The 23,088-nt window shown below is 54.0% G+C and carries 12 protein-coding genes; 5 read left to right on the top strand and 7 right to left on the bottom strand.

Annotation, left to right across the window (positions count from 1 at the left end; all coding sequences use genetic code 11):
- Positions 1–7: 7 nt before the first annotated feature.
- On the bottom strand, positions 8–4,075 hold the full coding sequence (locus BLQ88_RS28660) for a hybrid sensor histidine kinase/response regulator transcription factor (protein WP_090156452.1): 4,068 nt from the start codon (positions 4,073–4,075) through the stop codon (positions 8–10).
- 185 nt (positions 4,076–4,260) lie between these two features.
- Between BLQ88_RS28660 and BLQ88_RS28665 the strand changes: the two genes are divergently transcribed.
- Genes BLQ88_RS28665 through BLQ88_RS28685 form a run of 5 tightly spaced genes read left to right on the top strand, consistent with a single transcriptional unit; the run spans position 4,261 to position 15,995 of the window.
- Complete coding sequence (locus BLQ88_RS28665; protein WP_090156453.1) at positions 4,261–6,921, top strand: glycoside hydrolase family 2 TIM barrel-domain containing protein; 2,661 nt, start codon at positions 4,261–4,263, stop codon at positions 6,919–6,921.
- A 32-nt stretch (positions 6,922–6,953) separates the two neighbouring features.
- A complete protein-coding gene (locus tag BLQ88_RS28670; protein ID WP_090156454.1) occupies positions 6,954–9,914 on the top strand; it encodes a LamG-like jellyroll fold domain-containing protein in 2,961 nt (986 codons plus the stop codon).
- A 26-nt stretch (positions 9,915–9,940) separates the two neighbouring features.
- Positions 9,941–13,099, top strand: coding sequence for a SusC/RagA family TonB-linked outer membrane protein (locus BLQ88_RS28675; protein ID WP_090156455.1), 3,159 nt, complete (start codon positions 9,941–9,943; stop codon positions 13,097–13,099).
- Positions 13,100–13,104: 5 nt separating this feature from the next.
- Positions 13,105–14,919: a RagB/SusD family nutrient uptake outer membrane protein gene (locus BLQ88_RS28680; RefSeq protein WP_090156456.1), complete on the top strand. Its 1,815-nt coding sequence runs from the start codon at positions 13,105–13,107 to the stop codon at positions 14,917–14,919.
- A 14-nt stretch (positions 14,920–14,933) separates the two neighbouring features.
- Positions 14,934–15,995, top strand: coding sequence for a DUF5013 domain-containing protein (locus tag BLQ88_RS28685; RefSeq protein ID WP_176885145.1), 1,062 nt, complete (start codon positions 14,934–14,936; stop codon positions 15,993–15,995).
- 69 nt (positions 15,996–16,064) lie between these two features.
- On the opposite strand, the gene BLQ88_RS28690 is transcribed toward BLQ88_RS28685, so the two are convergent.
- From BLQ88_RS28690 to BLQ88_RS28715, 6 genes are read right to left on the bottom strand one after another with little or no spacing between them, the layout of a single operon-like run.
- Positions 16,065–16,967, bottom strand: a complete 903-nt coding sequence (locus BLQ88_RS28690; RefSeq protein WP_176885146.1) for an AraC family transcriptional regulator — start codon at positions 16,965–16,967, stop codon at positions 16,065–16,067.
- The gene (locus BLQ88_RS28695; protein ID WP_090156459.1) at positions 16,960–17,781 is read right to left on the bottom strand and encodes a sugar phosphate isomerase/epimerase family protein; all 822 of its coding nucleotides are present in this window, start codon (positions 17,779–17,781) and stop codon (positions 16,960–16,962) included. The genes BLQ88_RS28690 and BLQ88_RS28695 overlap by 8 nt, the downstream gene beginning before the upstream one ends.
- Positions 17,782–17,796: 15 nt before the next feature.
- Entirely contained in the window at positions 17,797–19,143 is a 1,347-nt protein-coding gene (locus BLQ88_RS28700) for a glucosidase family protein (protein ID WP_176885147.1), read from the bottom strand.
- An 11-nt stretch (positions 19,144–19,154) separates the two neighbouring features.
- Positions 19,155–20,489, bottom strand: a complete 1,335-nt coding sequence (locus BLQ88_RS28705) for a sugar MFS transporter (protein WP_090156460.1) — start codon at positions 20,487–20,489, stop codon at positions 19,155–19,157.
- On the bottom strand, positions 20,473–21,246 hold the full coding sequence (locus tag BLQ88_RS28710) for a phytanoyl-CoA dioxygenase family protein (RefSeq protein ID WP_090156461.1): 774 nt from the start codon (positions 21,244–21,246) through the stop codon (positions 20,473–20,475). Before BLQ88_RS28710 ends, BLQ88_RS28705 begins: the two co-directional genes overlap by 17 nt.
- Before the next feature lie 53 nt (positions 21,247–21,299).
- Positions 21,300–23,072 (bottom strand): RagB/SusD family nutrient uptake outer membrane protein, encoded by a 1,773-nt coding sequence (locus tag BLQ88_RS28715; RefSeq protein WP_090156462.1) that lies wholly within the window; start codon positions 23,070–23,072, stop codon positions 21,300–21,302.
- Positions 23,073–23,088: the final 16 nt, after the last annotated feature.

Consider the following 23,088-nt stretch of genomic DNA (forward strand, 5'->3'; position numbering starts at 1 on the left):
CCGACGCTCAATTCAGGCGCGCATTCTGCCCGAACTCTTTGGGTGATATGTTATAAACCTCCCTGAAGTATTTATTGAAATGCGAGTTGCTGGAAATCCCTACCTCGTCCATCACTTCCGAAATACGCATCGAGCCGGACGCCAGCAGCTGTGCGGCGCGCTTGATGCGGATTTCGCGGATGAACTCCGACGCGCTTTTACCGATCAGGCCATGCAGCCGCCGGTGCAGGTTCATGCGGCTCATACCGATCTCGTCGCACAGTTTTTCTACGGTGAAGTCGCTTTCAGCCATGTTTTTTTCCACGATCGCGACGATCTTTTTGAGCAGCTCCTGATCCAGTGAGGGCACCACGATACTTGTCGGGCCGCTGATCTCTTCATTTTTGACATTCAGCATCAACTGGTTACTCGACCGCAGGATGTTGTGGATTTTCAGGACCAGTACCGAGTAATCGAAAGGTTTAGCGATAAAGTCGTCGGCACCGGCCTGCAATGCTTCCCGGATGGTTTGGGCCGAGTTACGGATGCTGTGGACGATCACCGGTATATGGCTTGTTTTGGCATGACTTTTCAGCTCCCGGCATACGCCCATACCGTCGATGACAGGCATCATCAGGTCGGTGATGACGATGTCGGGCTGGTATTTCCGGGCAATTTCGATGCCCTCCTGCCCGCCCGCTGAGTCGAGCACGTGGAAATGCGGCGCGAGGCAATCGCGCAGGTATTCGCGCTGGTCGTCGTTGTCCTCGATGAGCAGAACCGACTTGCGTGAAAAATCAATGCTGTTTTTCTTCCTGCGCTGCGCGGTTCCCGTTGCGGGCGCGGGGACGTCGCTTTGTTCGGCAGCGGCGATGCTCTCCGCGGCGAAATGCGCGCGGTCGATCGGGAACGTCACCCGGAATTCCGATCCTTTGCCCGGCGAGCTGTCCAGATCGATCCACCCGCCGTGCATTTCGACCAGGCTTTTCGAAAGGGACAGGCCGATACCCGTGCCCTGGCTGTGGTGGCCTTCGCTCTGGTAATACATTTCAAAAATCTTCCCCTGCTCGTCGGCGCCGATGCCGGGGCCATTGTCGCGAACGGCCACACACGCATAGGCAGGCCCGTCGCATTCCTCCCGCGAAACGGACAACGTTACGGTCCCGCCCGATGGTGTGTATTTAAATGCATTGGATACGAGATTGAAGGCGATCTTTTCGATCTTGTCCCGATCGAACCAGCCCGCCAGATGCGCCGGACTTTTGAACTCGAACCGGATGTTCTTTTGCCCGGCCATCCAGTTGAAAGACTCCCGCACACCCAACAGCGACTGGACCAGGTCGCCCTCGCTCACGTGCAGTTTTTCGGCATTGGACGAGATTTTTCTCAAATCCAGGATCTGGTTGATCAGCGAATAGAGTTTGAATGCATTGCGGTGGATGATTTTCAGCCGGAGGTTCGTGAAATTGTCGTGCTGGGCAGCTGCGGCGAGCAAGTCTTGCAGCGGGTTCAGGATCAGACCGAGCGGGGTGCGTATTTCGTGGGTGATATTGGTGAAAAAACGGAGTTTGATCTCGTTGAGCTCCTGCTGCTTCTGCTTTTCCAGCTTCTCTTTGAACAACTCGGTTTTAAGTTTTTGTCTCGTCCTGAAATAATTAAACAGCATCAATCCCGCGACCGCAACCAGTAACGCGTAGAGCGTTTTGGCCCACCAGGTAGCCCAGGGTGCCGGTTTAACGACGATACGGATGCTTTTCACCGGGTTACCTTTGAAATCGTCGCCGCTTGCCGAGGAAACCAGGAAACGGTAATGGCCCGGATCGAGGTTGGAATAGCTGGCTGTTCTCTGGGTAAAATCCGTCGTGGTCCAATGTTGGTCATAGCCTTCGAGCTTGTACCTGAACCGGTTGTTCTCCGGCGTGGCGTAATGCAGGGAGGCGAAGGCAATGGTAAAATCCTTCTGCCGGTGCGACAGCGTGATTTCCCGGGTGCTGTTAATGTCCTCGGGCAGCAGTACTGCCCCGTTTATCGCCTGTCCGATCCCGACGGGCCGGTTGGAGATCCTGAAATCGGTGAAAGCGGTAAGGGTAGGGAAGCTCCTGGCCGGTTTGGCGCCGGGCCGCAGGTAGTTGAGGCCGTTGATAGTGCCGAAATACATCATGCCATCGGCGGTCTGAAATGCGGCTTCGGTCATGGTGGTGCTTTGCAGGCCGTCGCGGTAGGTGTACTGATGTGTCTGGCGATTTTGGGGGTTGTATTGAAAAAGCCCCTGACTTCCGGCGAGCCATAGCACGCCGTCGCGCGCTTCGAGGATGCTCACGATCTTGCGGTCTTTGAGCTGTGGCTCGCTGATCACTTCATAGCCCGTCACCGTCGAGGCCGCCGAAAGCGTCAACCGGTTCAGTCCGGCGTCGGTGCCGATCCAGAGATTGCTCCGCCCGTCGCGGTGAATGCTCCATACGTGGTTGCTGCTCAGTCCGCGCCTGTCCTTTTCATTTTGTTGGTAAATGCGGATTTCCGAAATGCCACCCGCATCGTAGGCGATCCGGTTGAGGCCGCCGCCGATCGTGCCCGCCCATACCACAGGCGCGTAAGGGTCGGCATAGACGACGTAGTTGGAATTGGCGGAAAGCCCCGTTGCGGTGGTGATCTGCGTCATGCGCCCGCTGCCGGGTTCGAAGCGCACGACACCGTCCCAGGTAGCGATCCAGAGGTTCCCGAACCGGTCCTCGCAAATGGAGCGGGCGACAAATTTGCCTTTTACGAGGCTGACGGGGCGCTTGGCCCCCCGGGCGTCGCCCAGCCGGTACAGCCCGTTACTCGCACCGATCCAGATCGTCCGGTCCTTGCTTTGAAAAACTGCACAGATGGATTCTGCCTGGATATCGGCCTTGTAGGAAATCAGTTCGTTCCGGCATTTGTCGTATTGATATAAACCTTCCGTAGCCGCCCCGATCCATAGATCGGTCGGCGTTTCGAGTACCGAGGAGATGTACTTCCCTTCATAACCCGTCGCGCCGGGCTTGTCGCTCAGCAAGGGGTAAAAGGTACTGAACCTGCCGGCGGAAAGGTCGCAGTAATCGGTGCCTTTCTGATCGGTACCGAGCCAAAGCGTATTGGAACGGTCTATGAAAAGGGTATTAACCACGTTTTCAGAAATGTTGCAGAATGGCCGCCGGGTGTGGAATTGTTCCTGTTCGGTAATTAGCCCGCGAGTATCCGCTTTCAACCGGTAAATGCCTTGTCCGCGTGTGCTGACCCAAATATTGCCCTGGTAATCGGTGGCCAATGCACTGATACCGGCCATTTGCCCCGCTGGTGCCGGGGTGATGCGGCTCGGCACATTTCCTTTTCCGGACGGGTCTATCCGGTACAATCCTTCACTGGTACCGACCCAGATGCGATGATTTTTATCATGGCGGATTGCCGTTACCTGCCAATGCGCCGTTCCCGGCATCAGGGTAAGCGCCTTTTCGTTCCATGGTTCGGTTCCGTTGCCGGGGTACATCCACAAACCCCGCGCGCTGCCGATCCAGATGTTGCCGTTACCGTCGCGCAGCAGGCATTTAATGTTCACACCGCGGAGCGCGGCCGGGTAATGCCGTTCCACAACCTTTCCATTGGTTTTCAAAATGACCAGCCCCTTATTGGTTGCCGCCCATACTTGGCCGTTCGGATCGGTGGCGAGCCCTTGTACGATATTGCTGCCCAAGTTGCCCTGCTGTACGGACACCCGCCGGAAAGAATCCTGCGCCGGATCGTACAGATCGATCCCGCCGCCGTCAGTACCGACCAATAAATGCCCTTGCGCATCTTCCTGCAGACAGAGAATGCGGTTATCGGAAAGGCTCTTCGGGCCGTCGGAGCGGTGGCGTTTCACCTGGATATTGAAGCCGTCGAAACGGTTGAGGCCGTCGTAAGTACCGATCCATATGAAACCCTGCCGGTCCTGGAAAACGGAGGTGACGGAATTCTGGGAAAGGCCGTTGTTGACCGAGATTTGTCGGAAGGAATAGTTATGTACGGAACCGATGTCGCAACACCTGGCAATGTCCGCAGCCGCCACCAGCAGCAATGTAAAAAAGAGGGCCCTCATACCGTGATCAATGTTTCAAAATGGCGACAATTGTAACTATTTAATGTTTATTTAGAAAGATACGGGTGTGTATTGTTACAAATGGGCGGGTTTCTGTTACAAGGCTTCCGGCTTGTGACAAATAAAGGGCATAACATTGCACCATCAATCCGGCACTGACCGGTTCATCTAAATCGCGTTTTTCCATGACAATTTTATCTGCGCTCCGAAAGCGCGGCCTGGCGGGTTGTTGCCTTTTGCTGGGCATCGCTTCCGTAACGATGGGGCAGCCCGCCGGGAAACCCGCATACTCGGCAGCCGGCTTTTACCCGGTCGCCAACAGCCCCCGGAAAGTCTTTAATTTTAATCCCGGCTGGAAGTTTACCAAAGGAAATATCCCCGGCGCGGAGCAGCCCGGCTTCGACGATACCCGCTGGGAACAGGTAGCATTGCCGCACGGATTGGAAACCCTGCCCGAGAATGCCAGCGGCATGCGTAACTACCAGGGGCCGGCCTGGTATCGTAAGCGCTTCCGGTCGCCATCGGCGGGGGGCGCGGGTAAAACGGTGATCTACTTCGAGGCGGTGATGGGTAAGTCGAAGGTATGGCTTAATGGCCAGCCGGTGGCCGAGCATTTGGGCGGCTATCTGCCGTTTGCCGTGGAAGTGGACAATGCGCGGCTGAAAGCCGGTCAGGAAAATGTCATCGCCGTTTGGGCGGACAATTCCAACGACGCCAGCTACCCGCCGGGCAAACCCCAGGACAATCTCGACTTCACCTACCTCGGCGGCATCTACCGCGACGTGTACCTGATCGAAACTTCACCGGTACACATTACATTACCTGAATTGAGCAAGACCATTGCCGGTGGGGGAGTGATGGTGGCGGTGGAAAAGATCAGCGGGAATAATGCGGAGATCGAAGTGCGGTCGGAGGTGGAAAATACCGAGGTTGTTAACCGGAAAATCACCCTGCGCACCATCCTGGAAAATGAAGAGGGCAAAGAAATACTGGTAAAAGACACCACATTGAACCTGAAAGCGGGCGCCGGTTTCCAGTTTAAGCAGAGGTTATCAGCTAAAAACGTCCACCTATGGCACCCCAACGACCCTTACCTGCATTTTATCCGCACCGAAGTGATCGTCGGCGGCAAGGTGGCCGACAGTTTCCGCACGCGCTTTGGTATCAGGACGTTCGAGATGCGCGGCGACAAGGGTTTTTATGTCAATAACCGCTTTATCGGCGAAAAACTTTCGGGTGTGAACCGGCACCAGGATTACGTGTACGTCGGCAATGCATTACCCAACTCCGGCCAATGGCGCGACGCGCAGTTGTTGCGGGAGGGCGGTTCCAACGTGGTCAGGGCTGCGCATTACCCGCTCGACCCTGCCTTCATGGACGCTTGCGACGAACTGGGTTTGCTGGTTACGACGGCGGTACCCGGCTGGCAATTTTACAACGACAAAGACCCGCGCTTTGCCGACCGCCTGTGCGAAGATACCCGAAACCTCGTGCGCCGCGACCGGAACCACCCCGCCGTGCTGCTATGGGAAACGGCCATTAACGAAACGCCCTGGCAGCCGGTGTCGGTCATGAAGAAATTACACGGCATCGTACACGAGGAGCTTCCGTTTCCAGGGGTGTTTACCGTCGCCGATGTGGACGAGGCCAAAAAGGCCGGGTTCGATTTCTACTACCACGGCGGCATGCAGGAGTCAAAAAACTCCTTTACCAGGGAGTATGGCGATGGCGGGGAGGTCGATAATTTCTATTCGCAAAATGCGATGAGCCGTGTCAAGCGCGAGTGGGGCGAGGCGGCAATGTTGCAGCAGGCCATGATCCGTGCAAAAGGGCTCACGGAGATTTACCCAACCCCTCCCAAACGCATCGGCGCATCCGTATGGTGCGGCATCGACCATCAGCGGGGTTACCATCCCGATCCTTTCTGGGGCGGGCTGCTGGATGTGTACCGGATGCCCCGTTACAGTTATTATTTGTTCAAAAGTCAATACAATGCCGACTTCAAATTGAAAGGCATTCAGTCCGGTCCGATGGTGTATGTGGCGCATGAGATCACACAGGCGTCAGGCAAAGATGTGGTGGTTTTCAGCAATTGCGAGCAGGTACGGCTTACCTGGCTAGGAAAGGTGGTGGGTGCGGCCAGCCCCGATACCGCGCTGCACGAAATGCCGCATCCGCCATTCATTTTCAAGGATGTATTCGATTACCATGAAATATCCGCGCATTGGCGCAACCGTACGCAGGAAATCGAGCTGGTGGCGGAAGGGTTGATCGGCGGAAAAGTGGTGACGCGTCAGGTTAAAAGATACCCGCAGCGCACAACGGGCATCCGGCTAGAAATCGACAGTGCCGGTACCGGCCTCCAAGCCGACGGGTCGGATTTTATTCCCGTTCGCGCGTCCATCGTGGACAATGAAGGAAATGTGAAAGTGATGGCGGTCGAAAACATTCATTTTGAAGTGGAAGGCCCCGCGGGTATTGTCGGCGGTGCCGCGAACTATGCCAACCCGATGAAAACCCAGTTCGGTACAGCCACGGCGCTGATCCGTGCGGATACCCGTGCCGGGGTGATCAAAGTAAAGGCGCATGCCAATGGCCTGACGCCGGGCGAGATCATTTTGAATTCCACGGAGCCAGCTTATCCGCTGCTTTTTAAACAGGAAACCGCCTCGACGGTAGGCAGTACGGGTGCGGGCGGAATGATTACACCCACATCGAACAGGCAGGAAGCGAAGGCCGATATCCGCGTGCTGGAAGAAAAAGTGAAGCGCCTGGAACTGGAAGTCACCAGCCGGGACCAGGATATTATGGAGCTGCGCAGCAAAGTGCGCAATGCGGGCAATTAGGCATTTTTCCAATAACCACTAAACACGAACGTATGACAGGTAACCGCATCGCTGCGGGTTTGCAGCGGCTATTCTTGATCTTTGGCGTCGCGCTGGCCATCGGCGGTGCGGCCGCAGCCCAGGACATTACGACCGGGCTGGAAGTAAATTACCAATTCGATTACGAAACCGGTGATGTCCGGATCGCGGACCATTCGGGCAATGGCAGGCATATCGCGCCGGTCAGATTCGGCGCGGCGCGTGCGTTCGACGCTAATTTTCAATGGGGTGCCGATTCGATGGGCGGGCAGTTACGGCGTTTTGTCCATTTCCCGGCCGGCCGGGACGGGGATGTAGTCCTTTCCAATGCAGCGGGCAATGCCTGGGCCGGCGTCGCGGGCTCGCAGGCGCGGACGTTCAGTGCGTGGGTCAAAATCGATCCGGGGGCAAATGATTACGCGGGGCAAATTCTCTATGCCTATGGCAACGATAACCAGCCTGGCGGCCGCTTCGAGATCGACCTGAAAGGGCACGCGATTGAATTTGAAAATGCCGCCAATACGGCAGGTAACGGCTGGAAAAACCGCAATGTGCTCAATATCAGCGATAGCGAATACCCTCAGGGCGAATGGTTTCACCTCGCATTGGTGTACGACGGCGCAGGCAACCGTAAAACGGGCATTGCATTGTATTTGAATGGCAGGAAGGTCGCTTTTCCCGTCGTAGCCGACGATTCGGACCTTTCGATCAACACCTTTTTACAATACGCACCCGAGATCGGTACTTACATGAACCGGATGTCCGTAGCCGACCTCCGCGTTTACAGCCGCGCATTGACAGCCGCCGACATCCGCGTGCTCTGCCCGGACAACACGGCACCCGGGGATCTTTTTACCATCGCCCATTTGAACCAGCTCATTAAAACCGCCATCGCGGAAGGCGCTTCGGAAGTGGTGATACCGCCCGGCATTTACCGCGGTACTACCCAGGAAAACGGGTTTATTTATTTACAAAATGTCTCCGATTTTCGCATTATCGCGGATAGTGTCACGATGATCTGCGAGAAGAAAACGCGGGCTTTCGAGCTTTCGAACTGTAAAAATGTAACGGTACGGGGCCTTACCATCGACTACGATCCGCTCACATTCACCCAGGGCGATATTGTGGCCGTCGGCGCCGGTTACGTGGATGTGAAAATCCACGCGGGCTACGACGTTGTGCCGTACAGCCGTATCGATATCATCGACCCGCTGACCCGCCACCGCAAACGCGGCAGCATTTTCGTATGGGGCTCGACGGCCTCGGTCATCGGTGCCGATATCGTGCGCGTCTCGCAGCCAGACCTGCCCGGCGTGGCCGTCGTAGGGGACCTCGCGAGCATGAGCACCGGGGCTGACGACGGCATTCCGCACGCGGTTCAGCTGATGAATTGCCGGGGCGGGATCAAGCTCATCCATATGAACGTATATAGCGCACCGGGATTCGGCCTGATCGAAGTAGGCGGTGAAGGCGGCACGGAACTGACGGGCTTCAAGGTGGTACCCGGCCCCAAACCGGCCGGTGCGACGCAAGCACGGTTATTGTCTTCTTCCTGGGACGCTATTCAGCATAAACTCACCCGCAGAGGACCTGTCGTTGAAAACTGCGTCGTGGAAGCGGCGGGGGACGATTCGTGGAGCGTGACCTGGGACGGGGCGTATAACATCAAGGCGGTGAACGGAACATTCATCCAGGTTTCGCCGGATAATCTGGTCGTGGGTGATTCGCTCCGTACTTCGCTGGGGTCGCAGGTTGTCTATATTATCGGCAAGACAGATTCCACCCTTCAACTCAATACCATCAGTCCATGGCCGGTGGGTACGAAGCTTTACTCGCCCGACCGCCGCTGCGAGAATTTCGTTTTGCGCAACAACCATTTTTACAGCTCGGGCAGGGTGCTGGTCAAAGCCGGAAACGGGCTCATCGAAGGCAACACGTTCGAGCAGGCGCATAGTGGTGTAACGGTGAATACCGAGATCGCGCCGGGCGCCACCGGGATCAGCCATTTGATTATCCGGAACAACATCATCAAAGGGACCGGCCATTTCATGCCCGCACCTTGGAGCAACCAGGTCGGCGCTATTTCGATTGCCGACGGCAACGGCAGCGTGCTTTCGCCTGCGGGGGCATTCAAGAATATTTTAATAGAAAAGAACCAGTTCGACGACATTTCCGGGGCCAATATCCTGGTCAGCTCGTCCGAAGAGGTAGTTATTAAAGAGAATATCTTCAAAAATACCGGTATGTCTACGCCTAACCCCACAGGCCAGGCTTATGGTATCAACCAACAAGCGGTAGTCGTGCTGGAAAATGCCGCCCATGTGACCCTCGATTCCAATGAAGTGGTGAACCAGGGGCTTACATTGCTCAAAGACATTACGAATGTCACAGGCCTTACCGAGCTACGCGGGGGGATTTTTATCCGCAATAACACGCTGCCCGTCACGCTGGCGGCTTTCAGGGCGGCGCTGGACATCGAAACCGGCTCGAAAATAGTCAAGCTATTCTGGCAGACGACCGCCGAAACCAATAGCGACCGTTTTGAAATACAACACAGTACCGACGCCCGCCACTGGAATGCGCTAGGAACGATGAATGCGCAGGGAGAGTCAGCTGCCGTGCAGGACTACCGGTTCGATCACCAGATGGTGCCGTCAGGCTCCCATTACTACCGCCTGAAAATGCTGGACCGGGACGGAAGTTTCGCTTACAGCAGCGTGCGGAATGTTCAGATAAATGGCAAGGCGCACGCCATAAGCCCTAATCCCGCATCGGACCTGCTTTCGATCGATATGGAGCCGGGAAGCATTAAACAGGTCCGCATTTACAGCCAGGCCGGCAAACTATGCCTCGAAACTTCCCGGAAATCGGACGGGACGGTGGACATCCGCAAGCTGCCCGCAGGCATGTATACCATTTGCATTACGGACGTAAGCGGCCGGACAACCACCCAGAAACTGGCCATTGCGCGGTAGACACCCTTTAAACCCAACCATATCCTATGCAAGTAAAGTTACCCGAAAAAGCCCCCGGCGGGCGGTTTCCCATGAAAGTCTTTCTGATGACCTGGCTCGCGCCGGCGTTACTCGGTGGCGGCGAAGTAAATGCAACCGCGCCATTGCATGCAAAAAGCGGCTACGGCATCGAAGAATCCATTAAAGTGGTGCGCGGTAAAGTGACCGACGCCAAAGGCGCGGGCCTGCCGCAAGTGACCGTGAAAGTGAAAGGTACCAATGTCGGCACACTTACCGATCTGGACGGCAACTATGTGCTGAACGTGGAGGATGACGTCAAAGCGATCGTTTTCTCCTTTATCGGGTTCGTTTCGCAGCAAATCGACATCGACAACAAGGCGGTGATCGACGTGGTGTTGCAGGAAGACGCCACCACCCTGAACGACGTGGTAGTGGTTGGCTACGGCACCCAGAAAAAGGGCTCGCTCGTCGGAGCGATCTCGACCGTCAAGGTTTCCGATGTGAAAGTGGCCGCGCCGCGCTCGCTGGCCAATGCCATGGCTGGGAAAGTGGCCGGTGTCATTTCCGTGCAGCGCAGCGGCGAGCCGGGCAAAGACGATGCGCAATTCTGGATCAGGGGGATCAGTACTTTCGGTGCAGGCCGTGAGCCGCTGGTGCTGGTGGACGGCGTGGAGCGTGCGATGAACAATGTCGAGCCGGAGGATATTGAGAATTTTTCGGTACTGAAAGACGCGTCGGCCACAGCAGTATACGGTATCCGCGGGGCGAACGGGGTGATCCTGATCACGACAAGGCGTGGCAAGGAGGCTAAGCCCGTGCTGAGCATGAAGTTCGAGCGCGGAATGCTCCATGCGACTTCCAAGCCGAAGTTTGTAGATGCACCTACCTACCTTACCCTGCTGAACGAGGCGAACCTGGCCACGAACCCCAGCTACGTAACACCCTATACGCCCGAAGTGATCGAAAAGTACCGCTCCGGCGAGGACCCGTACCTGTACCCGAATGTGGACTGGATGAAGCTCATGCTCAAAAACTTTTCTTCCAACCAGCGCGCGACGCTTAACGTCACGGGCGGGACCGAAAAGGCTAAGTATTACATTTCGGGCAGCTATTACGGCGAGTCGGGTATATGGGGCACGGATGCGCTCAAAAACTACAATTCGCAAAGCAAATTGCAGCGGATCACATTTCGGTCGAATACCGACCTGGCATTGCGAAAAGACCTCGAACTGAGCCTCGGGCTGGGCGGCTACCTGATGCTGAACAATTATCCCGGCGACGGTAATTCCGGCGGGATCTGGTACAATATGATGCTCGCTACCCCGGCCAAATATGCGCCTACCGCGCCAGACCCCGAAGATCCTTCCAAAGTCGTGTACCTCAACAGCGGCGGCTCTGGAAATTTTAACCCTTACCAATACCTGGTGGACAGGGGTTTTACCAACCAATGGGCCAATACATTACAAACCGATCTCACGCTAAACTACGATGCGACGGCCATTACGAAAGGTTTGAAGGCTTCCATGAAGTTTTCCTATGATGCCTATTCTTTCAACAACATTTCGCGGCTCCGCAGCGGGGATGCCTGGACGGTAATCCCGCCCGGACGCGACCCGAAAACTGGTAACCTCGTGCTGCAAAAGACCTACACTGGTTCACAGGCATTATCCTACGGTAAGTCGGCAGGCGGCAACCGGCGCATTTATTTTCAGGCGAATGTCAACTACGACCGCCAGTTTGGCGACCACGGTATCGGCGCGATGCTGCTCTATAACCAGCAGGATTACCAGGACGGTACGGCGGCCAATTCTATCGACGGTTTGCCGTTCCGGTTCCAGGGCGTGGTGGGCCGGGTGACTTACAACTACCTCGGTCGGTACTACATAGAGGCCAATGCGGGGTATAATGGGTCCGAGAACTTCGAGAAGGGGCATCGCTTCGGTTTGTTCCCGTCGGTGGGGCTTGGCTGGGTGGCCTCGGACGAGCCGTTTTTTGCCGACCATGTGAACCAGAATGCGGTCAGTTACCTCAAATTCAGGGGATCTGTGGGCATGAAAGGTAACGACAAGCTAGGCGGACGCCGGTTCGCTTACCTGACGACGGTGGGCTCGGGTTATGGACAATATACCCTGGGACAAGACGTGAATACCGGCTGGGGCAGCGTAGGCGAGGACCAGTGGGGCGCCAACCTCACCTGGGAGAAGGAGCGGGAGGTCAATGCGGGTTTTGAAATACGGTTCCTGAAAGATTTTTATTTGCAAACCGACTTTTTTACCCGCCACCGCACGGGGATTTTCATGCAGCGCAACTCCATTCCGCAGGTTTCGGGGCTTAATAACCGGCCGTGGGGCAATATCGGGGAGTTTAAGAACCACGGGATGGAAACCACGCTCGAATACAACCACCGCTTCGGAGATGTAACCGTTTCTTTGAGAGGAAATTACACTTTCGCCCGCAACAACCTGCTCGATAACGACGAGCCCGATTACACCTATACTTATCAGAACACACGGGGCAAACGCCTAAGCCAGCCCTTTGGCCTCATTGCCGACGGCCTTTTCCGCTCCGAGGAAGAGATCGCAAGCTCGCCTCGGCAAACTTTCGGGACTGTAAGGGTAGGGGATATCAAGTACAAAGACGTGAATGGCGACGGCCAGGTGGATACTTATGACGAGGTAGCGATAGGCAATCCCGACGTGCCAGAAGTGGTGTACGGATTTGGTACTTCCCTCGCTTACAAGGGTTTCGATGCCTCCGTTTTCTTCCAGGGTGCGGGTAATATGGATTTTATGCTGGGCGGCGACGGTTTCTTTCCGTTCACCCGCGGCGAGACGCAGGGTAATGTCACGTACTATGCCACCGATCGCTGGATGCCGGAAAACCCGCGGCAGGATGCCTTGTTCCCGCGCCTGAGTTCGGGCTCGAACCCCAACAATTACCGAAACTCCACCTGGTGGCAGCGTAAAGCCGATTACCTGCGGCTAAAAACGGCCGAGATCGGCTACACCGTTCCCAAGAGGATCATGCAAAAAGTGAAAGTAAACGGGTTCAGGATTTATGTTTCAGGACTCAACCTGCACACATTCAGTAAGTTCAAATTCTGGGACCCCGAGCTTGGAAACGGCAACGGGGCCGCTTATCCCTTGCAGCGCTCATTCATTGTTGGTGCCAATATTAATTTTTGAAAACCATGCGTAAAACCCTATTCCGAACCGTCGCTTGCCTGATCGGCCTGCTGTCGGCCACTTCCTGCAAAAATTATCTGGACAAACAGCCCGACGATATGCTGACCATCGACAAGGTTTTTGCCGTGCGTACGCAAACGCAGGCTTATCTGAGCAGCGTGTACTCCTTCATTCCCGACGTCCTTTCCATGCAGAACAACTACAATATGCTGGGAATCTGCGACGAAGGTGATTTCATCTGGGCAGCCTCCTGGGCCGGACAGATCAACAACGGCAACTGGAACCCCACCAGCGGCTACTACGACAAATGGGCCGCATTTTACAAGGGCATCCGCTCGGCGTCCATTTTCATCAACCGCGTTGACGAATGCCAGGATCCGACGCTCGAACCGCAGGTGCGGGCGAGCTGGAAGCAGGAAGCGCGTGCTTTGCGGGCGATGTATTACTTCTTTTTGTTGCGCCAATATGGTCCCCTGGTGATCCTGCCGGAAGAGACCATTGATGTGAATGCGCCCAACGAAGACCTGCAACTGGCCCGCAAGCCCTTCGACGAATGCCTGGACTACATCGTCGGTGAGTTCGACGCTGTGATCGCCAGCCCCGACCTGCCCGACCGTTTTGTCAATGCGAACGACAAGGGCCGTATCGATAAGAACACGGTCATGGGTTTCAAATCGCGCGCATTGCTTATGGCCGCCAGCCCGCTCTGGAACGGTAACACCGACTACGGGAATTTCCGAAACCCGGACGGTACCGCGCTGGTGAATCCGACCTACGATGCAGGTAAATGGGACAAGGCTGCGCAAGCCGCCAAAGCGTTGATCGACAAATACCCGTCCGGTTTATATAAAAAGACCCCCGATGGCCAATCCCAATTCGACCCTTACACTTCGTATCGCGATGTGTTCCTCGACCGCTGGAACCAGGAGGTCATCTACGCGCGGCCGCAAATGGCGTCGTCGGCTGCCGATGTGGGCTGGGAGCGGCATTGCGCGCCCAGATTTGTGAATGGCTGGAATGGTGTCGGCATATCGCAACAGATGGTGGACGCCTATTTTATGAGTAATGGTAAAAAGATCAATGAAGCGGGTTCCCAGTATGTTGAAACTGGCTTTTCTGCCGCTACGGGTAAATATACCAAAGCAAATACGGCCAATATGTACGTCAACCGCGAGCCGCGCTTTTATGCGTCGGTCATTTATAATGGTGCGGATTGGATTTATAAAGAAGATGGCAAACCGAACCGTACCGTTGAGCTTTTCTTTACTGGTAACTGTGGAAAACAGGGCTCGCACGACCATTCGGCCACAGGCTACTTGTGCAGTAAGAACATCAGCCCAAATTCCAACTTGCAGGAGTGGACCGGCGCATTGCGCTCCCTCGTGCTGATCCGCCTCGCTGAAATTTACCTTAACTACGCCGAAGCCCTCAACGAGGCGAGGGACGATCAGGCGAGCAGGGCCGAAGCGGCCATTTACATTGACAAAATCCGCGAGCGTGCTGGCATACCGGCCCTTGAATCAGACAAAAAAGCCTCACAGGCCGCTATGCGTACTGCTATTCGTGACGAGCGCCGTGTGGAACTGGCTTTTGAAGGCTTCCGGGCCTGGGATACACGCCGTTGGAAGATCGCCGAGCAGGTGGACGGTGCACCTTTGATGGGTATGAATGTAAATGCGGGCAAGAGCCTGACAGACACGGAATTCTATAAGCGCACCGTCGTGGAGCAGCGCGCCTTCCCGCGGAATTACTATCTGTGGCCCATTCCGCAATACGACATCGTGAGAAATAAAGCATGTATCCAAAACCCCGGCTGGTAATTGAAATAAAGCACATGAAAACAATAAATCGAAGTATCTCGGTAATGATGATGGCGGTGACGGCAATGATGCTGCCCGCTTGTAAGGTCGACACCCTCAAAAGTGTCCGTGATCTGCAACAGAAGGTAAGCCTGGTGCAGGTGGCAGGCGGGCGGGTGGACCTGAACCCGACTAATGTGGTTATCGACAAACAAAACAATGTGCTGCGTAAGCCGTTGGGGATCGCATTGTCCGGGCTGGCCGGGAATGCGGGCTTCACCATCGATGTAAGCCTGGATTTCAATACCGTGCCCGACGGTGCGGAGAAATTTAGCCCTGCCGAATGCTATCTAAGCGACAGCACTGCCCGTGGTGAAAGCATTACGCAAGTGATGGTGCCAGCGGGAAGAAGCCAACAGGCATTTTACCTGAACATCACCCGCGCCGCGATCGAGGCGCATAGGGGCAAGCCGACGGCAGTGACATTGAAGATCGCGCATTCCAGTAAGTATATGATTAATGAACAGAACGCCAGCGCGCTGATCAGCATTAATATGCCTGACTTCGGCTCGCGTAAAATCGACGTGACCGACCAATACATCAAAAACGCCAGTTTCGCGCGCGAGCCGGGCACCACCGCGCGTTTCGCCAACCTGGCCGACTGGATCACCAATGACGCCATGGCTAAATCACGTCCCACCGGCGCGGGTTTCGATGCCAATGTGGGTTATCTCGGGATCGAGCGCTGGGGAAGCTATGACAGCCCGATCATCAATGGCAAAATTTACCAGACGATACAGTTAGCGCCCGGCCATTATGTGGCGGAAGTTTCAATGAAGAAAGTCGCTGCCGATAAAGACTCTTATTTTGTTGTGGCGTCGGGGGCGGGCCTGCCCGATGCGTCGGGAATTGCAGGTGCCATTGCCACTACGGCGATTGACAACAGCCGGAACAATGCGGTGATGGTTACCGCATTTGACATTGCCAGTGCGGAACCTGTTTCGCTCGGGTTTCTGATCAATATCGACAAGGGTGTCGAGAAGATTATTCAAGCGAATCAGATCAGGCTTTTCTCGATACGAGGTCTGTTTGATTAAAAAGTATATCGAACCTTGATTTTGATCGAAAGAGGCGTATGCTACGAAATAGCGTCGACAGCGGACAGGTTAGCTGTCAGCGCTATTTCGTAGAACACGGTTGTTACAGCGGTATTCAAAGGGCGTTGTTCCTGCATATTTTTTGAACACTGTGGAGAAATATTGCGCTGACGAAAAGCTAAGCTGAAACGCAATATCGGTGATATTGATACTGCTATTATTGGCCAACTCTAACTTGGCACGCTCAATTTTCCTTCTTTGAATATAATCCATCGGTGCAACGCCCACTTCCTTTTTAAACCATCTTTTAAAATGCGATTCCGAGATATGATGATGGTCGGCGAGCATTGAAACAGAAAAGCTGTTGCCAAGGTTTTCTTCGATGTAGGTGAGTACTTTTTCCACCCGTAATACATTACTGGCATTTGGCTGAAAATCAGAACAATCGTCGATGACTGTCAGCAGCACGCTCGTAAGCTGGTGTGAGATCGCAAGTTTCGAGTAGGGGGATATGTCCTGGCTGCACAGACCGAATATTCTGTCCAAAATCGGTTTGATCGTCGCTGAACCTTTGAAATGCCTTCTTTTTAAGCCTGTTAAAGCGTCGATCAGGCAGGCTGCGTTTTCGTGACTATGTCCGAGAAAGCTGGTTTTATCTTTCGGAATCTTGATTTGCAGCCAATATAGGGCACCTTTTTCTTCCGGATGATCGGCAGTGCTATGTGGTTCATTCGGAAATGTGACAAAAACATCGCCTCCCCTGATTAGAAATTGCTCGTTATGTACCTGGTAAATCTGCTGGCCGCTGTCGCAATACACGATCTCAATCATATCCTCGTGCACATGCTCATCGAGTTTAGTACGCGTTCCCAGGTAGGAATACTTGCCGAGCATAAAGGCGTCGTCTATCCCCAACTCCTGAAAATGCAGGATGCTTCGACCCGGTTCCGAGCGATTTATCAGATTAGCCATAGTTTTGGATGCCATAGCGGTCTTTCAACAAGTTCATCATATGCACGTTGATAGCCCACTGATCTGCCAGCGGCATCTGCGTGTAGGGCGTTACCGGCATGTAAGAAGGCGGACCGAATTCGGTAGTGACGGTGAGCGTGGTGTCCTTGGCCTCATGCGCTTTCACCACCATGTCCCACCAATGCAGGTGTGACTCCATGGCCTCTTTCCATTCGGGAGCGCGCGGATCGCTGACTTGCGGGCCTTGGGAGTGGCCGACCCGGCTGTGAATGTGATCCGTATGGCCAATGGCCAGTTGTACCGCGTCCTGCTGGTCGGAAAGCAACGATTCGTGCACGGCATACCAATGCGATATGTCCAGGGTTAGGCGCAATTCCGGAATTAGGGTCAGATAATGCCTGGTAATGTGGGCCGCATAAAGGCATTTCCCACGATGTGTTTCATGGACTATCCTTATACCCAATTCCTCGGAGAGCTTGCTGGCCATATCGAAAAGGCGTTTGTTTTCTTCAAAAGTAAAGTAATCCTTGCCCGTCTGGCTATTAATGAAAACAGGATTGGCACTGCCCAGGTTTCTGATGAATTTCTCAAAATTTACGAGATGTTCATCGATGTACTTTTCCGCGGACTGCCAGTATTGCCCGATCATTTCAAGATCGTGATGTGCCAGAACAGCCAGCAACTTCGCTTTTTCGTTCTGATCGAACGGAAAATCCATTTCCACGCCTTGATAGCCGGCTTGTTTTACATTACGGCAGAATGTATCAAAAGGTAGGGTATTTCCCCACAGAGGGGCATAAAATCGGATATTCATTGTTCTGTTAATGGGTCATTGTTTTGCTTCTTCAAGCATTGTAATTGCATCATAAAGCACGCCGGCCTCTCCCCGGAACGTGCCCGAACCTTTGGGTTTATTGTCCACGGTGTACCATTCGTAAAACCCGTTGTTGTCGATCACCCGTTGGAGCATGGGCATCAGTTGCTCGGTGGCTTCCTTTTTGAATCCCGCACGGATCAGCTGCTGGATCATCCTGCCGCCAAACCAGCCCCAGTCGCCGCCATTCTGATAACCATAAGGATGCATGCTCTTGTTTTTAAAACTTCCTTCCGGATAAGTAGGGTACAGCGTAAGGCCGATGGTCGCCGCACCGGAGGACTTTACATTTTCAATCATTTTGTTGAGAGAAACGAGGATCTGATTTTTGGATAAAAGATTGGCTTCGATTGCAACGGCCGTACCGCCATGATAGAAAATCTTGTTCTCGTCTAAACTGGCCGGGAACGGAGAACCATTCAGATAGATATGCGGGATAAACTTTTGCTGTTTTTTATCCCAAAGGTACTTCATGGCATTTTGGGCGATCTGTTTACGAACGGGCATCCAGCGGGCTTTCTTCGAAGATACGAGCTGCATCAGATTATCGAGTGCGATGAGCATCATGGCATTATCGTAAATGTCGATCGCGTAATGGCTGTCTTTCGTCAGGTACACGCCCCAATCATGTTCCGGCTGCACGTCGCCCCAGTCAGCGGTGGTAGCGCCGAAGATCAGGCCATATTTCCGGTTGTAGCGTTTTTTCATCAGGAAATCCATGGAACGTTCGAGCCTGTCCGCAACGGTGACCCCGCCGATGCTTTCTGTGAGAAACGCCGTATCGTGCGTTGCCTGAATATACCTGAACACGGCCTGCACCAGCGAACTTTCCTGGTCGGTCTCAACCGTATTTTTATGACCTGCATACCTGGGTTCCAGTTGCGAATAGATGTAATCGTACCCTCCGCTGGACTTGCGTGCATTTTCAGACGGAATAAAACCGTCCACGACGTTGCCGTCATCGCCCTGAAGTCTGAAAAAAACGCGCAGGTTTTCTTTCAATGTCCCGGCAGGATGGACCTGGGACGATAGGGTAATGAATGTGTTGTAATCCCTGATCCACACTTCTCCGTACCCGTCACCGGCATTGAAGCCCGTCCTGACGACGTCCAGCGCTTTCTGTTTTACGATTTGCAGCGTGGAATCGACTTTCCCGGCCCTGTATTTTTCGGTTTGGGCTTTTCCTTCATGACCGAATGCGAGCAGGAAGAGCAATATGCCGGCAATGTGTTTTGTGCAGGTTAGCAGAGGGTGTTCTGCCGATGGCAGGATTAACGGGTGGTTTGAAATCGGTGTCATCATAAGGGTTGGGCTTAGTATACCATTTTTTGCTTGCCTGCCTTGTAGCCTGCAATGGCGTAAAAGAACAGAAAAATATACAAAGGAACCATGATTACATAGGCGATTCGGGGATCTAGCCTGTCGCTTAGCGTGCCGTACAGCAAGGGCGACAATGCACCTCCCACGATGCCGGTGATCAGTAGGGCGGACGCTCGCCGGGTGAACTTCCCCAGGCCATCGAGGGCGAGGGGCCAGATGGACGGCCATATCAATGCATTGCCAAAGCCCAGGCACGCGATCATCCAAACAGATTGCTGGCCATTCCATAAAATGGCCAGCACGGAAAACACAGCCCCGATTACCGATGACCCAAGTAAAGCTTGCCGCTGTGTGACGCGTTTAGGTATGACTATGATCCCGACTATGTAACTGAAAATCATGATCAGGAGGATGTAAGTTGAGAAAAACCGGGCATCCTTGAACGCAGCGCCCTGAAACTGGCTGTAATTGATGATGGTGTCCACCGCAATCACTTCGACGCTCACACTGCAAAACACGGCGACGGCTCCCAGGATCAAATGCGGAAAATCGAGCAGGCTTTTCTTACTGTCAAGGCTATCGGCAGTCGGTCCCGGCCGCGCCTCGTCCGAAATATCCGGCAAGCTGGCGAAGCGGATCAATATGCCCAGTCCGGCCAATGCGATGGCCAGCGTAACATAGGGCGTAATCAGCCTTGCCGACAGCTCATTCAGCAATTGCTCCGCGCTGGCTGTGGACAGGCCTGGCAAAAGGGCCGTGAGCCTGTCTACCTCGCCGGCATCTTTCGAAACCATCCCGAGAAACAGCAATGGCGCGATGGCTCCCGCCAATTTATTGCATACGCCCATCACGCTCATCCGCATGGCGGCGCTCTCAAGAGGCCCGAGTATGGTGACATACGGGTTGGCCGCAGTTTGCAGAATGGTGAGGCCGGTGGCCTGGACAAACAATCCCAGCAGGAACATACCGTACTCCCGGCGCATTGCCGCCGGAATGAAGACCAATGCACCCAATGCCATGACCCACAAGCCCAGCACAATGCCGTTTTTATAGCCCGTTTTGCCAATCACCCACGACGACGGGAATGCCATAATCAGGTATGAAATGTAAAAGGCGAAGGTGACCAGCATGGCCTGCTGTGTCGTTAATTGGCAAGCCAGCTGGAAATAGGGGATCAGAACGGCATTCAACCAACTGATAAACCCGAAGATGAAAAAAAGAACGCCGATAATGACGATATGCTTCACCTGCCCGTCTCTTTGGATCACTTTCACCGGGCTTGCGTTGGCAGGCTCCAATATGCCGGTGTCTTTACTTTGCGAATTCATCGTTCTGCAATTGGCGGTTACCTGCGTTTTGTTTCCCATGATCAAACCCGTGCTCCCTTTCGTACCGGATCATGTCGGCCGGGCGGAAATTAATGATAAATGCCCGCCTGTTACCGCCTGTGGAGTTGCCTCTGCTGTAATGCAGCGTCCTTCCGTGGTGAAATGTGCAGCTTCCGGGTTTCAGCTCCACACTCACCCCTTCATCTTCCGAAGCATTGCAGCTCAATGCCCCTCCTTTTTTAGCCGCAAATGCATGTTGTCTGACCTCTCTCAAATTAGACCCCGGCACAAACCACATGCAGCCGCTGTCCAAAGTAGCGTAATCCAGCGAAAGCCAGCAGCTTGTCGCGCGTTTATCGGGTACATTCAGCCAGTACGCCTCGTCCTGGTGCCATGGGGTGATCGTGTTGGTAAACGGCGATTTGTTGATCAGCATATCGAAATCCATTTCGGAATCTTCACCCATCAGCTGCTTGCTGATAGCCAGGGCGCGCAGATGATAGGGCATCACGAGCAATTCGGGAATGAAATCGCTGGGCCACATGATCTGGGTGATGTTTTCAACCTTTTCGCTGTTACCCAGATCCGCGCCGAGGTCCGACCGGTTAGTCCCTACATTGATTTTTCCGGCAAGGAAATCGTCATACAATGCCTTGTACTGTTGTACTTCTTCCGGCGAAATAAGGTCTTCCACTACCAGATATCCGTTTGTATTGTAAAATTCAATTTGTTGCTCCGTGAGCGGTGTTGCTTTCATTGAAGTACTAATTTAAAGAAAATGATGAATTACTGATTTTGAGCTGGCCAGGATTAATCCCAGTTCGGATTGTTCGGTTTGAGGTTCGGGTTCAGCACGAGTTGATCCGTCGGGATCGGGGAGAGATAATCCCGGTTTACCTTGAACTGAAATCCATTGCTGAGCGCAGCGACTTTCTGGTACGGCGTAATGTAGCCATTGGCGTCAACGGGATACTTACCCAGCGTTTCCGGACTGAACAGACTCCCCCATTGCGCCAGCCTGGCACCTTTCGGCTGCCAGCCCCTTATCAGCTTGCCGGCGGCGGCCCAGCGGAAAATGTCGTCGTGACGGAACCCTTCGCAAGCCAGCTCCACCCTCCGCTCCCTTCTGATTTCATTCAGCAGCGGCGACAGGTCCGGAAACAGCCATTTCGGATCGGTGACGATCGACGACAAGCGTAAATCAGGCATTTGCACCCTTTTGCGAAGCACATTAATACTTTGGTCCAGATCACCCTGCGTCAGCGTGCCGAGCTCTGCTTTGGCTTCTGCGAAGTTGAGCAGGGCTTCGGCATACCTGAAATAGATCAATGCCTGGGTGGAAGTGCTGTTGCCCATCCCGCTTTGCTGAAAATACTCCGTGTTGGTTCCCTTGCGCAGTACATAACCCGTGGGCACGTTCGCGGAAGAAGTAAGGTCGGGGAACTGAAAGATGGCGTCAGGCTGTCCGTTGGGCCTATTTGTCGTAATGGCGTCGCCGGGAAAATAGACGGTCTGCGCGAGTCTGGGATCGCGGTTCGCTTTGAGATCATTGAGCGTATTATCGCCTTTGTATAAAGCGCTTACAGATGCGGGCTTCCCGTCCGTACACAGGTAGTCATCCACCAGGCTCTTGGTGACGCCCCGATCCAGTGCCAGCGGTATAAACAGGTACCAGTGATGCGTTATGCCGGCGGATAAATCAAATTTGCGCCAGAACATCACTTCGCTGCTGTTACTGTAATCGACCTGGTTGAACAACCGCTGGTAGCCATTCGCGGCGCCAGTGTTTTCAATGGCGTAGGTATTCAATTTCATCAATCCTTCCGCAGCGTTGGCAGCTTTCTGGAAAAACCGGGTACCATCCTGCCCGTTCACCCCGAACGGCGTGTTTTGATGGTATTTTTCCCAGGAGCCTTCATAAAGTGCTACCCTGGATTGTAAGAGCATGGCAATTTCCTTGTTAATCCGCGAAGGCTCCGCTGCCGCTTTTCCGGGAAGCAATGCAATGGCACGGTCCAGATCGTGAATGATGGAATCGGCAATGACGCTCCTCGACAACCGCGGCGCCTGTAAAATGAGTGAATCGGTGGTGGTCAGCGGCGCATTGATCCACGGCAGGTCGCCGAAAGTTTTCAGCTTATCGAAATAAAATAATGCGCGGAAAAAGAGGGTTTCACCTACGTAAGGATTTACCAGGGTAGCATTATCGGTAACCTTCCGGTAGTTGTCCATAAAATAGTTAATGCCCCTCAATGTAGTCCAGTCCCATTTACCATTGGTATTGGAGGCGGGCAGCACGCTCTCTCCGTTAAGATCCGAATTGTAAGTCGATTTGATCATGTTATCGCTGCCCAGGTCGGCGTCCAGACCGTAAATGCCTGTTTGAAACCAGTCGGCCAGGCTGGGGAGCAGCCGGATATCATTGTAATAGCCATTGGTATAAAGTTTCAGATCGTTGGCCGACTTCCAATATTGCGCGTCGCTGATGTTGGCGAGTGGGGTTCGGTCCAGGAAGTCGTCTTTGCAGCAAGTCAGGAATGAGACGGCGCCGAAGACAAGGGATATTTTGAGTGAGAATTTCATGATGGGTAACAGCTTA

This window comes from Dyadobacter soli (assembly GCF_900101885.1).
In the GTDB taxonomy this organism is placed as follows: Bacteria; Bacteroidota; Bacteroidia; order Cytophagales; family Spirosomataceae; genus Dyadobacter; species Dyadobacter soli.